At 33.8% G+C, this 12,593-nt stretch carries 15 protein-coding genes; 7 read left to right on the top strand and 8 right to left on the bottom strand.

Annotated features, from left to right (window positions below; translation table 11 throughout):
* Positions 1-43 precede the first annotated feature (43 nt).
* Entirely contained in the window at positions 44-340 is a 297-nt protein-coding gene (locus tag QMD61_10830) for a hypothetical protein (protein MDI6725128.1), read from the bottom strand.
* A 247-nt stretch (positions 341-587) separates the two neighbouring features.
* Between QMD61_10830 and QMD61_10825 the strand changes: the two genes are divergently transcribed.
* Complete coding sequence (locus QMD61_10825) at positions 588-1,271, top strand: cyclase family protein (protein ID MDI6725127.1); 684 nt, start codon at positions 588-590, stop codon at positions 1,269-1,271.
* Position 1,272: 1 nt separating this feature from the next.
* Here the strand turns inward: QMD61_10825 and QMD61_10820 are convergent, their stop codons facing one another.
* From QMD61_10820 to QMD61_10795, 6 genes are all read right to left on the bottom strand, one after another.
* On the bottom strand, positions 1,273-2,439 hold the full coding sequence (locus QMD61_10820; protein MDI6725126.1) for a cysteine desulfurase family protein: 1,167 nt from the start codon (positions 2,437-2,439) through the stop codon (positions 1,273-1,275).
* Between the two features lie 9 nt (positions 2,440-2,448).
* Positions 2,449-2,868: a DsrE/DsrF/DrsH-like family protein gene (locus QMD61_10815; GenBank protein MDI6725125.1), complete on the bottom strand. Its 420-nt coding sequence runs from the start codon at positions 2,866-2,868 to the stop codon at positions 2,449-2,451.
* A gap of 8 nt (positions 2,869-2,876) precedes the next feature.
* Positions 2,877-3,098, bottom strand: a complete 222-nt coding sequence (locus tag QMD61_10810; protein MDI6725124.1) for a sulfurtransferase TusA family protein — start codon at positions 3,096-3,098, stop codon at positions 2,877-2,879.
* A gap of 48 nt (positions 3,099-3,146) precedes the next feature.
* Entirely contained in the window at positions 3,147-3,293 is a 147-nt protein-coding gene (locus QMD61_10805; protein ID MDI6725123.1) for a YHS domain-containing protein, read from the bottom strand.
* 96 nt (positions 3,294-3,389) lie between these two features.
* Positions 3,390-5,822 carry a heavy metal translocating P-type ATPase gene (locus tag QMD61_10800; GenBank protein ID MDI6725122.1) on the bottom strand — a complete coding sequence of 811 codons (2,433 nt, stop codon included), beginning with the start codon at positions 5,820-5,822 and terminating at the stop codon, positions 3,390-3,392.
* Positions 5,823-5,840: 18 nt separating this feature from the next.
* Positions 5,841-7,079 (bottom strand): amidohydrolase family protein, encoded by a 1,239-nt coding sequence (locus QMD61_10795; GenBank protein ID MDI6725121.1) that lies wholly within the window; start codon positions 7,077-7,079, stop codon positions 5,841-5,843.
* A gap of 576 nt (positions 7,080-7,655) precedes the next feature.
* Here QMD61_10795 and QMD61_10790 point away from each other — a divergent pair.
* From QMD61_10790 to QMD61_10765, 6 genes are all read left to right on the top strand, one after another.
* The gene (locus tag QMD61_10790) at positions 7,656-8,465 is read left to right on the top strand and encodes a DUF1724 domain-containing protein (protein ID MDI6725120.1); all 810 of its coding nucleotides are present in this window, start codon (positions 7,656-7,658) and stop codon (positions 8,463-8,465) included.
* 58 nt (positions 8,466-8,523) lie between these two features.
* Entirely contained in the window at positions 8,524-9,648 is a 1,125-nt protein-coding gene (locus QMD61_10785) for a response regulator (GenBank protein ID MDI6725119.1), read from the top strand.
* Between the two features lie 196 nt (positions 9,649-9,844).
* Complete coding sequence (locus QMD61_10780; GenBank protein ID MDI6725118.1) at positions 9,845-10,201, top strand: DUF5518 domain-containing protein; 357 nt, start codon at positions 9,845-9,847, stop codon at positions 10,199-10,201.
* Positions 10,202-10,386: 185 nt separating this feature from the next.
* A complete protein-coding gene (locus QMD61_10775) occupies positions 10,387-10,728 on the top strand; it encodes a DUF5518 domain-containing protein (protein MDI6725117.1) in 342 nt (113 codons plus the stop codon).
* Between the two features lie 257 nt (positions 10,729-10,985).
* A complete protein-coding gene (locus QMD61_10770) occupies positions 10,986-11,345 on the top strand; it encodes a DUF5518 domain-containing protein (GenBank protein ID MDI6725116.1) in 360 nt (119 codons plus the stop codon).
* A 533-nt stretch (positions 11,346-11,878) separates the two neighbouring features.
* A complete protein-coding gene (locus QMD61_10765; GenBank protein MDI6725115.1) occupies positions 11,879-12,286 on the top strand; it encodes a DUF5518 domain-containing protein in 408 nt (135 codons plus the stop codon).
* A 40-nt stretch (positions 12,287-12,326) separates the two neighbouring features.
* On the opposite strand, the gene QMD61_10760 is transcribed toward QMD61_10765, so the two are convergent.
* Positions 12,327-12,593, bottom strand: a 267-nt coding sequence (locus tag QMD61_10760) for a DUF126 domain-containing protein (GenBank protein ID MDI6725114.1), incomplete at its 5' end; no start/stop codon positions are given.

The raw sequence follows: 12,593 nt of genomic DNA, 5'->3' as shown, positions 1-12,593 counted from the left end.
CTTTATGTCATGCTGATGATTAATGATTTTGGATTTTAGATATTTATAATCTTTCTAAAGCGATTTCCATGGATTCGACGTATTTAATTTTAATTTTGTTATACATTGCAAAGCCAATTGCTTTTAAATATCTCTCTACAGCTTTATGGGATGGTGCTTCAACAAGATAGTAGATTTCATGTTCTAATGGGGGATAAACTGCAGCTATTACCGTAACTTCGTGTTTTTTAGCCATTTCTTCTTTGTTGCTTGCCAATCCTTTTAATTCTGCTCTTCGTTTATCATTGAATAAATAGCAAGATTCTGCAGAGTGGGTCATATGTGCCAGAAACATTTCCATAAATTCGCCCTCCTTAATTTTATTAATTAATTTTATATAATTATTAAGTATTATTATTTACCATTTAAAAAATTGATTTTTCAGCTACTATATTTCTAAATAAGAGAATAAATGATTATAATGGTCTGATAATAGATGATTATTATTAAGATCGATTATTAACCGCCGATGAGTCAATGGTTTAAAAACTTAAATTAAATTACTGACATTATTAAAAAGTATAAAATTAGATTACAAGGTGAAAAAAATGAAATACATCACACTTTCTTACATGCTTGAAGGAAATTCGCCGGTTCATATTGGCTTAAAAGAGCCTGAAATAATTCCTAACAGTCAAATTTCAAAAGGAGGAGGTTATAATAGTTTTATAATAAATGTTGAAAACCACAGCGGAACGCATATAGATGCTCCGGGCCATTTTTTGGAAGGGGGCAAAATAATATCTGATTATAAACCTGATGAGTTTGTTTTCAATAATCCATTAATTTTGGAAATTCCCAAAAAGCAAAATGAACTTATAACGCTTGAAGAAATATCTGGACTGGATTTAAAAAGTAAAGACTGCATATTTTTTCGCACAGGGTTTGGTAAGTATCGGGAAAGTGATCCTGAAACTTATTTAACTTTTAATCCTGGAATTGAACCCGATCTGGTTTACTGGATTAGAAAAAATTATCCTGAAGTTAGATGTATCGGAATAGATTGTGTTTCAATCTACAGTTTCCAGAGACCGGAAGAAGAAAAAAAAGCACATATAAACGCTTTTATGGAAAATAAAGAGTTTGGGAAACCACTACTTTTAGTTGAAGATATGAACTTTGAAAATATTGAAAATCCAGATTCAATTGAAAAAGTAATAGTTGTCCCATGGCAAATAAAGGGAATTGATAGTGCCCCTTGCACAGTGATCGCTAAGATAAAAAATAAATGATTTATTGTCTGCCTAACGGACTTATTTTCCTTAAATTCTCCACTACATTAACTACGGCATCTGCTACTGCATCCGCATCTTCCATAGTATTAAAACGCCCGAAAGTAAACCTTATGGATCCATGTGCCCTCTCTGAATCTCCACTTGCAGCCATTATCACATGACTTGCTTCTAATGTACGGCTAAAACAGGAAGATCCTGTGCTTACTGCAAAACCACGCATATCAAGATGCAATGTAATGGACTCGCCTTCAACATACTGAAAAGTAATATTGGCATTTTGGGGGATTCTCTTTGTTCGATGACCGTTTAAAATAGATTGCGGCACTTCATCCAGAATTCTATCAATTAAATGATCCCGAATCCCTTGTATTCGTTTATTTTCCTCTTTAGTAACTAATTCAACAGCCTTTGCAAAACCAACAGCCCCCGGCACATTTTCAACTCCGCCTCGTTTGTTAAATTCCTGAAATCCGCCGTCAAGCCATTTTGCAATCCTTGTACCCTTACGGATGTATATGCCCCCTATACCATTAGGGCCGTGTAATGTATATGCTTCGGCAGAAATCAAATCTACATGTACTTTATTCACATCAATAGGTATTTTGGTAAATGTATGTGTAGCATCAGTGTGGAATATAACTCCTTTTTCATTACAAATCTTTCCAATTGCTTCAATATCTTGTAAAGTTCCAATTTCCTGGTTTGCATGCTGTATGGAAACTAGAATGGTTTCATCGGTTATTGTATCCTTTAAAATCTCTGGATCAACAAGTCCATATTCATCAACATCCAGATAGGATACTTTAAAACCCTGTTTTTCCAGTGATTTGGCGCTGTTTAAAACGGGAAAGTCTTCAATTTTAGATATTATGATATGTTTACCTTTTTTGTCGCCAAGAGCAAGAGCCACTCCTTTTAGTGCCATGTTACTGGATTCTGCACTGCCTGAAGTGAAAATAAATTCTTCTTTTGATGCTCCAAAAGCTCTTGCAATAGTTTCTCTGCTCTTTTCCAGCGCTTCTCGAGCTTCAACGCCCATAGAATATCCAAAATCAGAAGTTGCAACGGCATATTTCTCCAGGAAATATTTTTTCATCTCTTCAAAGACAGCATCATCGATCCGTGTCATTGATGAATTATCAAGGTATGTATATTTATCGAACATAAATTTCACCTAAATGAACAGGGTTATTTTTGAATCGCGAGCTTCATTTATATAGGTACCCACGGCACCATAATCATCGATTAGATCCTGCCTTAGATCTTCTTTTTTAACTCCCATAATTTCCATGGTCATCTCACAAGCTATGATCTTACCGCCCAGTTCCTTAAAATCTTTCATGAGTTTTTCTAAAGATACTACGTTGGCTTTTTCCATCCTGCTTTTAATCATCTGTTTACCAAGACCCATCATGTTCATCTTAGACAGCGAACCCTTTTCCAATCCTCCTTTTTGAAGCCGTTGAAGCCCCCAGAAAGTGAAGTAAAGGGATGCTTCCATTCCCATAGAGAGCGCACCGTTAGCTATGATAAGTGCGCTGTATATTTTGTCCATATCCCCACTATGGACAATAATAGTGGCTTTTTCCATCATTTTAACACCTATCTCCGGATTTTAATTTTCCATATTCCGTCTTCTTCGGTGATATCCATTAATTCCAGACCTAAAGCTTCAACAGCCATAGGTATTTCTTTTTTGGAAGCCGAATGTGTCCCTGTAACTTCCACTATATCACCAGGGGAAGCTTTTCGCAACGCTTTGCGAACTTCAACCAGGGGTACAGGACATGTTTCGCCTTTAACATCGATTTTAATATCTGCCATCGAATCACCATAAAAACCCTAAAAATTGTTAATAAAAGAAGATTTGTGTTATTTTTCTGTATATTCTTCTGGATTTTCATCAAACATTTTTTTACATGCGGGAGCACAGAAATAGTATTTTTTTCCTTTATATTCGCTTTCATATTTTGGATTATCTTCATTCACTTCCATTTTACATACAGGATCTACTGCCATGATTTTCACCTCACAAATCCTCAAAAATCTTCGAAGTTCCGGAAATAATTCCTTTAACCTCAGTTAAATTATGATTTTTAATGAAAATAAATATTATTATTTGTTAAGATTCATCTTCTTTGCAGGGGGAACATAACCTTTAAGCATCAAAGAGAGACTAACAATAGTAACAGAACTCATGGCCATTGCAAAGGCAGCATATTCTGGTCTAAAAGTTATATTTACTGAGTATAATATTCCAGCAGCAACTGGAATTAATGCGCTGTTATATGCAAAGGCCCAGAATAAATTTTGTTTAATCCGTGACATCACCTTTTTACTGAGCTGAATTCCAGAGACTGCATCCATCAAATCATCTTTAATAAGCACAATTTTCCCGCTTTCAATTGCAACATCAGTACCGCTACCTATGGCGATTCCAACATCTGACTGGGCAAGTGCAGGGGCGTCATTTATCCCGTCACCAACAAATGCGACTATTTCACCATTATCTTGAAGCTTTTTAACTTCAAATGCTTTGTCTTGAGGTAGTACTTCGGCAAGAACATTTTCAATCCCCACCTGATTTGCAATTGCATAGGCTGTCCTTTCATTATCTCCTGTAATCATAAAGACTCTAATTTTCATCTTTTTAAGTTCATCAATTGCAGATTTTGTTGTTTCTTTTAGTGTGTCAGCAACAGCAATTATACCGCTAAACTGGTTATTGATTGCTACGAGAATGGCGGTTTTCCCTTCGTTTTCAAGTTTCAGTATTTGAGCCTCCTCTTCATCGGTAATTTCTATGTTTTTATCCTTAAGAAGTGCCCTGTTTCCCACAAGGATTTTCTGCCCATCAATTGTTCCAAATACGCCTTTTCCCCCCAAAGTGTCGAAATTTTTACCTTCTAAAGGATTAATTCCTTCTTCCTGAGCTTTTTTAACAATTGCCTTAGCAAGGGGATGTTGTGAATTCCTTTCAACACTTGCAGTATATTTTAATAGATTTGCAGATTCAGATCCTGCACTTATAATGTCTGTAACTTCTGGTTTTCCTTTTGTAAGTGTCCCTGTTTTATCAAATAATATTGATGTGATCTTTTCGGAAGTTTCAAGTGCTGATCCGTCTTTTATTAAAATACCCAGCTCTGCACCTCTTCCAATACCAACTGTCACTGCAGTTGGGGTTGCAAGCCCAAGAGCACATGGACATGCAATTACCAGAATAGAAATCAAAACAGTTAAAGCAAGAAGCAAAGTACTTCCATAAACAAAATACCAGATTGAAAAAGCAATAATTGCAATGGTTAGAACTGTTGGAATGAAATAAGTAACAGCCTTATCAGCAATACGCTCAACAGGAGGCCTTGAACCCTGAGCATCCTCAACAAGTTTAATTATTTGGGAAAGCACTGTATCTTTCCCAACTTTTGTGGTTTTAAATTTTAGGACTCCATTCTGATTAAAAGTTCCACCAATAACTGATTTACCCTTATTTTTGATGACTGGAATAGATTCACCAGTAATTACAGATTCATCAACATAACTTTCCCCTTCAATGACTTCGCCGTCTGTAGGAATTTTTTCACCGGGTTTTACAATAACAATATCATCTATCTGTACATCTTCAATTGGAATTTCAGTTTCTCTATTTTCACGAATAACAGCAGCTGTTTTTGGCTGTAATCCCACTAATTTTTTAATTGCAGTTGATGTACGGCCAATTGCCCGTGTTTCAAGGTATCGGCCCAGTGTTAAGAACGCTGCAAGCATTAAAGCAGTTTCATAAAACATGAATTCTGGTGTAAGTACTATGTTGAATGTTCCAAGGATGCTGGAAGCAAATGCAACCCCAATTCCCATTGAATACATTACGTCCATGTTTAAGGCCCTATTTTTAATCGCACGATAAGCAGCGGTGAATATTGGATAACTAACGTAAATAAATGGTATAATTGAAACTATAAGCATGAAATAAGGCATATGGATCGGAAGAGGAACATTGAAAAACATAATTAACAGAAGAGGAATAGAAACACCAAATCCCACAATCATCCTGTTTCTTTTATCCTTTAGGTCCTGAATTCGCACTTTTTCTTCCAGATCTTCTGTTTCCTCTCCTTCAATTCCAAGATACTGGTATCCAATGTCTTCAATGGTGTTTTTCATGTCTTCAACAGTTACCATTCTTGGATTGTAATTAACATAAGCTTTTTCGGAACTTAAATTAACATTTACGCTGCTGATTCCATCAAGCCTTCCAAGTCCATCTTCAATGGCTTTTACACACATTGCACAGGTCATTCCACCAATTTTAATAACGACTTTTTCATTTATAACTCCATAACCTGCAGTTTCCACGGCATTTTCGAGTTCAGAGAGTTTAACTTTTTCTGGATTGTATTCTACTGTTGCCCGTTCGGTTCCAAAATTTACCTTTGCTTCATCCACGCCCTCAACGTTTTTCAGGCTTTTCTCAATATTCAAAGCACATGTAGCACAGCTCATCCCTGAAACTTTGATTTCGGCTTTTTTGGCCTTATTTGCCATTGTCTTCCCTCGTATCTTTTAAGTTCTAAGGTCTTTAAGGATTTTACCTTCTTTCATTACCAGCACAACATTATCTGGATTTCCAAGAGATTTAATATGGGCAATTGGATCTTTTTTACTGATTATGATGTCTGCTAATTTACCTTTTTCAATAGTACCGATCTTATCATCGGCTTTGAGGCATTCTGCAGCATTTTTTGTCCCGGCCATAATTGCTTCTTCCGGACTCATTCCAATATCGCATAAAAATCCTAATTCTTCTAAATTAAGTCCATGAGGTACAACCCCGCAATCTGTACCCATAACAATTCGAACACCAGCTTCATGGGCCTTTCTAATGTTTTTATCGTGTACATCTACAATTTCAATGGCCTGTTCCCTGCTGTATTCAGGTAAATCCCCTGATTCTGCGAATTTTTTGTTGTATTTTATAACCACACATGTTGGAATAAGATAGGTTCCCTGATCAACCATCATCTGGATTGCTTCATCATCCAGATAAGTACCGTGCTCTATGGAGTAAACACCTGCTTTAAGGGCATTTTTAATACCTTCAGCCCCATGTCCATGGGCCATTACTTTAACATTATCATGAAACTTTCCTTCTTGAACCATGACTTTTAATTCTTCAACTGTGAATTGCGTATGTTCTGGGCCATCGTTCGCGCTCATAACTCCGCCAGTAACCATTACCTTGATGAAATCGGCTCCAGCACGAAGTATTTCTCTAACTCTTTTACGTACTTCTTCTTCTCCGTCGCAGATGCTTTCAGGAAGGCCGGGATATGATATTTTCATGTCAAATCCGGAATTTAGCCAGAGATCAAAATGACCTCCGCTTATAGAAAGCGGCATAACACTAATAAGCAGCCTTGGACCTACAATTAATCCCTGTTCAACTGCCATTTTAACGCCGACGTCTGCAAGTCCTGCATCCCGAACTGTGGTTACACCAGCATCAATTGTTCGGCGCATATTTTCTGCCCCTCTATAAAAGTAAAAAGAGAGCGGATTATACATGGTATCTTCCATTTTAAACCCATTTGCCATTATATGAACATGGGTATCTATAAATCCGGGTAAAATGAACATGCCGTTAACATCTATATTTTTTATTTCAGCATCTGGCAGAGAAATAGAATCTTCAGTTCCTACATCGACTATTTGATTATCTTTAATTAAAATAGCAGCGTTAGAAAGAGGTTTATTTCCATTACCATCAATTAGCGTTCCGTTATAGATAAGGGTGTATGTCATTTTATGGCCTTCCTTAAATTTAGATTAATACTATATGGAACAATGTTAAAGATGTATTTTTTTATTTATCTTATAAAATCAATATTTTTTTAGATAAATGAAATTCATCATTTTGTTAGGTTAAAAAAGCTTTAATTAGAATTTATTATCTGAAATAAAACTTATTTCGTAAATGAATGTTTTTAAAGGTTTAATGATTTAAATAAGTTTTTTTACTTAAATTGGTATTTATTTTAGCGAAAAGTCTAAAAGGTATATTTTCTATCCAAAATACATAATATCGGATTTAGAGTTTTAATGAGCAAATAGGCTGAAGCATTATTCTCTCGGGGTTTTCATAAAATTATTTCAAGAATCATATCATAAAAAATAATAAGTACAAAAAACAAAAAATGAGTGAGTGTGTTTGATATCTCGACATGTTTACTGGTGATCTGTTTATGTAACAGAAAATTAGATAATTCATGATTTTAATTGAGAAAATAATGGAATTTAAGAGATTGGGGAAGAAATTAGGGGATTAAATTCAATATAACATGTTATAACATCTATTTATTTAATTTAAAGGGTAAAAGAATGTCTTCAAATATTTTAAAGCTTTATGAAAAAGTTAGGGATGATTTAAAGTTCCTTACGGCTTCTGATGTTAGAACGAAGATTATTATTGTTTTAAATGAGGGATCGAAAAATTTAGGGGATCTTAAAGATAAAACCAATCTGAATTCTTCCACAATTTTACATGGAATGAGCCAGCTTGAAGAAAGAAATCTCATTTTAAAGAAGTCAGGGGGATATTCTCTTTCTCAAACTGGAAAAATTGTTGCTCTAAACCTTACTAACCTTATTAAAGCATCCACATCCTTAGGAGAACTTGAAAAGATACTTTTAAAACACGAAATAGAGGCAATACCTGAATATTTACTTGAAAGAATTGGAAGTCTTAATAATTCATTTGTAGTGGAATCAACCCCTACAGATGTAATGAAACCTCAAACAGTTCATGCAGAACTATTGTCAAAGGCAAATGAAGTGAAATACATATCTTCAGTTCTTCTTCCTCAAAAGATAGAGATGTTTGAAGAAATACTTGAAAAAAGTTCGCTGCAGCTTATGTTAACAGAAGAAGTTTTAGAAAAATGGATAGAGATAAAAGGCCGTGAAAATCTTAAAAAGGCGCTTTTAGAGAAAGATTTCAAGTTATGGAAAATAGAAGATATAAAACTGTCATTTACAGTTGCAGATAATTTCCTTGCCCTTGGGCTGTTTTCGGTAGATGGAATCTATGATCTTCATAAATATCTAATAAGCGAAGATAAAGAGGCAATAGAGTGGGGTAATCGTTTATTTAATTATTATTTAGAACAAGCAGAAGAGGTAAAGTTATAAGGAGTATATTATTCAATATTAATTAAATTTAAGCAATATTATCGGGGTGTATGTTTAGATGGGTAATCCTACCAGAATTTTAATAATTGAAGATAATATAAGGGATGTCCGATTGATACAGGAAATGCTTAAAGAAGTAAGACATTTCAATTTTGAATTTACTCATGTAGAAAGACTTGATAAAGGCCTAAAATGCATTGAAAATGATGGATTTGATGTTTTACTTTTGGATCTAAACTTACCGGATAACACTGGGCTTGATACATTCATCAAAGCACGAAATGGTAAATCTAACTTACCCATCGTAATATTAAGTGGAGAATCTGATGAAGAAACGGCTATTGAAGCAGTACATCAGGGAGCTCAGGATTATCTCATGAAAGGAGAAGTTGATGGAAAATTACTTGCTCGTTCCATATTTTATGCAATAGAGCGTAAAGCTACAGAGGAAGAGTTAATAAAACACAGAGATCATCTTGAAGAACTGGTGGAAAAACGTACATTGGGACTTAAAGAGGCAAATAAAAAGCTTAGAAGAGAAATAAACGAACGTAAATTGGCAGAAGAAGAGATCAGAGCTTCACTGGAAGAAAAAAAGATTTTACTTGATGAGATTCAAGAAAGAATTCAAAACAGCTTACAAACAATTATAAGCATAATCGACGCTGAATACTTCCAAAACGGTCAAAAAAAACCTAAGGATTTTAATCAGGAGATTCAAAACAGGGCAAAGGCAGTTGAATTAATTAATGAAAAACTTTATCAATCAGAGGACTTTGCAATGATTGATTTTGCATGTTATATACGGGAATTAACAGACTATTTATTTGATTTTTATGGAGTTGATTCTAATTTAATTTCATTTAAAATGGATGTTGAAGGGATACCTCTGGATATTGACGTTGCTATCCCTTGTGGACTTATTATTAATGAAATTGTAACTAATTCTCTAAAACATGCCTTTCCAGATGAAAGAAAAGGTCAAATATGTATTAAATTCCATTCAGATAATAACAATACAGTTTTAACAGTATGGGATGATGGAATTGGTTTTAAGGAAGAGATTAATATTGAAAAAGCTGATACATCTGGTTTAAGACTGGTTAATAAACTTGTTAAACAGCTTGATGGAAAAATTGAAGTTAATACTTCAAAAGGCACAGAATTCAAAATTATTTTTTAAATTTTGTTAATTAAATTTATTTTTTTTATAGTTTCACTTAACTAACTGGAATTTGTTTGGATTTATTGCAAATTGTTTTTTATTTTGTTTTCATTCATTTAATAGATTTTAACTGAATTTTACGAGGTTAAAGGAAAATATTTAAATATAGTAATAAAAATATACAATAAAGTAATAAAAAGAGGAGGTGAAAAAAATGGCAGTAGAGGTTAATTGGACTGCAATAATCGTCGGGGCAGTTATAGCCATTGTACTAGCATTCATTTTCGGTTTATTCTCCCCACTATATGGGCCAATGATTGCAGTGATAATCGCCGGTTTAGTGGTTGGATATATGGTCGGCGGAGACATAATGAACGGAGCAGTTCACGGAGCAGTAGCGGGTCTTTTAGGTGGAATTATTGCACTTATATTGGGACTTTTAGGAATTTCCATGGAAGGTTTAGCTCCTTCAGTTATAGGCGTAGCTTTAATAGTCGCATGGATAGTTGATATCATTTTAGGCACAATTGGTGGGGCTATAGGCTCGCTGGTAACTGGAAGAAGGGTATAACTAATTATTTTTTTAATTTTTTTAAACAAGCTGTTCCATCTTTTAAGGCCAATTTGAATCATCTAAAAATAAATTATCACTAATTCTTAAATCCATTGATTTATAAGGCATACTAACTATTAAAAAGATATAATAAATTAATTAATCACCATTCGCCGAATAATAATTTACAGGAGAAAAAGAAGATGATCAACTGGAAAATCTCAATAATTGGCTTTGTTATAGCAGTAATAATCGCCGTTATTTTGAATGCAGTAATTGGAAATACGGGTTCATATATCAGTTTAATAGTAACAGGGATAATTGTAGGTTATTTAGTAAATAAGGACATTAAAAACGGAATTATTCACGGTGGTCTTATTGGAATCCTTGGAGGGATTGTTTCAATAATAATTTTATTGATTGTTGGAGGATTTTTAGTTATAACATCCTCATTTTTGAGTATAACACTCATAATATTTGTAGATATTATCATTGGTGCTGTAGGGGGCGCTATTGGGTCTAAATTAACTAAAAATGAGCTATAAAGTTAATTATTCTCTTTATTTTGATAATTAAAAGTTACATGGATTTAAGTCCATATTGAATTAATGACCTATTTTTTATATAAATACATCATTCAGTGCCAAAATTTTAAAAATTATACATTATAATTAAATTTATTTTAAATTTTATATTATTAGCTATATTTTATAAGATATTTTCCTTAATATGGGATTAGAAAGAAAAATATATTAATAAGAGCGCTCAATTAATGAATAATTACATAAAGGGAGGTGAAAAAATGGTCGAAGTAAAATGGACGCCAGTAATAATTGGTATAGTGATTTCAATAATATTGGGGATTATCCTTCAAATGATAATTGGATCATGGGGAAGTACTATAGCCTATCTTTTAGCAACAATATATGTAGGATATACTGTTGGTGGAGATTACATGAACGGTGCAATCCATGGAGCACTTGTAGGTATTGTGAGTGGCTTGGTAGTTGGAATATTAGCTATAGTAGCATTAGGAGCGTTATTAGGTGCAGGTGGAGCACTAGTTGGTATAATAGGAGTAATCATAGGGCTCATAGTATCTGGAGTTATTGGAGCTATAGGAGGTGTTATCGGAATCCTTGTTAGAGAACAGATGGCATAAGGATAAACAACAATATAATCTATTTATAACTTTAAAATCATGGATTACAACTATATCAATTAAAGACACCAATTAAATCTTTTTTTATCATTTTTCTTATTTTTTTAAACTTCAACACATTCAGAGTGTAATACCAGTATTTAGAAGTTAAATGTAAAAATTTATTGAATGAAAATTATTTTAAGAATTTGTCCTAAAAACAGTTAAATTAAATTTTTTTTGGCTTTGGAGCATGATGTTATAATATGGGCAAATTGGTTTACAGTGGAATGGGATAAATTTAATGCTATTTTATGGTTATTTTTCTATCTAAAATAATTTTAAGGCCACTAAATAGTTGAATATTTATTTAAATCAGATTTTTTTATTGAAAAATTATTTTAATAATTAAATATATAATAACACTGACTCAAGTATGAGGTTGAAGAAAAACTGTAGGTTTTTTCTGAACCATTGAAAATCTACGATTTTCATGGCCCGAACACAAAGTGTTCGGCGGCCCCAAATATTTCATATTTGGAGGTGAGAGAAAAATGACTGACTGGACTTCTGTTGTAATGGGTGCAGTAATAACTGCAGCGTTAACTATAGTTCTGGCTCTCGTGTTTTCCCCACTATTCTTTTTAGGGCCAATAATAGCTGGTTTTATAACTGCATATTTGATTAATGATGAATTTGAAAGTAGTACAATAAATGGGGCTATTGCGGGTGCTTTTGGAGGTCTGCTAATTGGAATTCTTACTCTCTTTGGAGTGGGAATTGCTGCGGCCTTAATAGCTCTGCTGCTGGCCGAATTAGGAATTGCTGTAGGAGCAATAGGTGCTCTGGTTGTAATATTATTTACAGTCATTGCTATAATAATATGCGGAGTTCTTGCAGCTATTGGTGGAGCTATAGGAGAATATGTAAAGTCATCAGGCCAGAGAGAATATATAGAATAATATAAACTTTATTTTATTTTTATTTAATTTAAATAAACATTTAGTCATTCTGGCGTTTTAGAAGTTTAATAATTCCAGAATCAGCATCTACTTCCACAAAATCTCCTTCTTTAAGAATATTTAAAATATCGGCATCAGGCTGATCAACCATTGGTATTCCGGCCATAATGGCTCCCGTTGCAATTATAGGCTCTGCTTTCAGGGATATTATTGCCAGAGGGGCGGTTTTGTTTTTGGCCATTTGAAATATTACATATGAACCGACTGTTGACCCTTTTCCTGCGGGAATTACCAGAATTTTCCCGGA

Source organism: Methanobacterium sp. (assembly GCA_030017655.1).
In the GTDB taxonomy this organism is placed as follows: Archaea; Methanobacteriota; Methanobacteria; order Methanobacteriales; family Methanobacteriaceae; genus Methanobacterium_D.
The sequence above is the reverse complement of the archived record's forward strand: the minus strand, read 5'-3'. Positions and strand labels throughout refer to the sequence as shown.

Excerpts from the sequence above, each read along its gene's own strand:
- QMD61_10830 (MDI6725128.1), bottom strand. The coding sequence starts at position 340 with ATGGAAATGTTTCTGGCACATATGACCCACTCTGCAGAATCTTGCTAT.
- QMD61_10825 (MDI6725127.1), top strand. The coding sequence starts at position 588 with ATGAAATACATCACACTTTCTTACATGCTTGAAGGAAATTCGCCGGTT.
- QMD61_10820 (MDI6725126.1), bottom strand. The coding sequence starts at position 2,439 with ATGTTCGATAAATATACATACCTTGATAATTCATCAATGACACGGATC.
- QMD61_10815 (MDI6725125.1), bottom strand. The coding sequence starts at position 2,868 with ATGATGGAAAAAGCCACTATTATTGTCCATAGTGGGGATATGGACAAA.
- QMD61_10810 (MDI6725124.1), bottom strand. The coding sequence starts at position 3,098 with ATGGCAGATATTAAAATCGATGTTAAAGGCGAAACATGTCCTGTACCC.
- QMD61_10805 (MDI6725123.1), bottom strand. The coding sequence starts at position 3,293 with ATGGCAGTAGATCCTGTATGTAAAATGGAAGTGAATGAAGATAATCCA.
- QMD61_10800 (MDI6725122.1), bottom strand. The coding sequence starts at position 5,822 with ATGGCAAATAAGGCCAAAAAAGCCGAAATCAAAGTTTCAGGGATGAGC.
- QMD61_10795 (MDI6725121.1), bottom strand. The coding sequence starts at position 7,079 with ATGACATACACCCTTATCTATAACGGAACGCTAATTGATGGTAATGGA.
- QMD61_10790 (MDI6725120.1), top strand. The coding sequence starts at position 7,656 with ATGTCTTCAAATATTTTAAAGCTTTATGAAAAAGTTAGGGATGATTTA.
- QMD61_10785 (MDI6725119.1), top strand. The coding sequence starts at position 8,524 with ATGGGTAATCCTACCAGAATTTTAATAATTGAAGATAATATAAGGGAT.
- QMD61_10780 (MDI6725118.1), top strand. The coding sequence starts at position 9,845 with ATGGCAGTAGAGGTTAATTGGACTGCAATAATCGTCGGGGCAGTTATA.
- QMD61_10775 (MDI6725117.1), top strand. The coding sequence starts at position 10,387 with ATGATCAACTGGAAAATCTCAATAATTGGCTTTGTTATAGCAGTAATA.
- QMD61_10770 (MDI6725116.1), top strand. The coding sequence starts at position 10,986 with ATGGTCGAAGTAAAATGGACGCCAGTAATAATTGGTATAGTGATTTCA.
- QMD61_10765 (MDI6725115.1), top strand. The coding sequence starts at position 11,879 with ATGACTGACTGGACTTCTGTTGTAATGGGTGCAGTAATAACTGCAGCG.